The sequence below is a fragment of the Microbacterium sp. P5_E9 genome, from assembly GCF_054049175.1.
This window is the reverse complement of sequence record NZ_JBFUMV010000044.1, coordinates 1-832: the sequence shown is the minus strand read 5'-3', so window position 1 is coordinate 832 and position 832 is coordinate 1. Positions and strand designations below refer to the sequence as shown.

1 pseudogene is annotated in these 832 nt (G+C 66.3%); it reads left to right on the top strand.

The features are described 5' to 3' along the window. Positions 1–723 (top strand): annotated as a pseudogene (locus tag ACXJ3V_RS20105) (tripartite tricarboxylate transporter substrate binding protein); the annotation flags it as partial. Positions 724–832 lie beyond the last annotated feature (109 nt).

The following is an 832-nucleotide window of genomic DNA, read 5'->3' as shown; positions in this document are numbered from 1 at the left end:
GAACCCAACGGCTACACCATTGCGCAGATGCCGCAGCCGGTCTTTCGCGCTCCGTTCCTGCAAAAGGTGCTGTGGGATCCGGTGCGAGATGTCACGCCCATCATCCAGATCTCGGGCGTCACATTCGGGGTGCTGGTGCGCGCTGCCAGCCCGCTGCGCTCGCTCGACCAGCTGTTCGACTTCGCACGCGCCCGGCCCGGCGAGTTGAGCATCGCCACCAATGGCGTCGGCACTACGCCGCACCTCGTGCTCGAGGCGCTGTTCACCGAGCGCGGGCTGAGCTACATCCATGTGCCATAAAAGGGCACCTCCGAGCTGACCCTGGCGGTGGCGTCGGGCCAGGTGATGGTTGGGGTCAATTCCACCGGTTTCGCGCCCGAGGTCGATGCGGGCCGCCTGCGGCTGCTCGCGACCTTGGGGGCGCAGCGCTCCGGGCGCTGGCCGCAGGTGCCGACATTGCGCGAACTGGGCTTCGACATCGTGGCGATGTCGCCCTACGGGCTGGCCGGCCCGCGCGGATTGCCAGTCGACGTACTGGACATGCTGCATGGCGCCTTCAAGAAAGCCCTGTTCGACCCGCGGTTCGGCGAAGACCTGGCAAGGTACGATCAGGAGATCGTCTACCTCGGCCCGGAGGACTACGCGAACGCCTGCCGCGAAGCGTACGCCAAGGAGCATGCGGCCGCCGAACGAATGAAGGGCTCGCGCGGTGCGGGTGGCTGAGGACGGCCATATTTTCGCAGGACAGTGGCGAGCTGTAGCTACGGCACTTGGCGGGGTCGCGCCGTTCKAACTGGCGCTCTCACACGGAACGAAGTTCGATGTCTTGCTC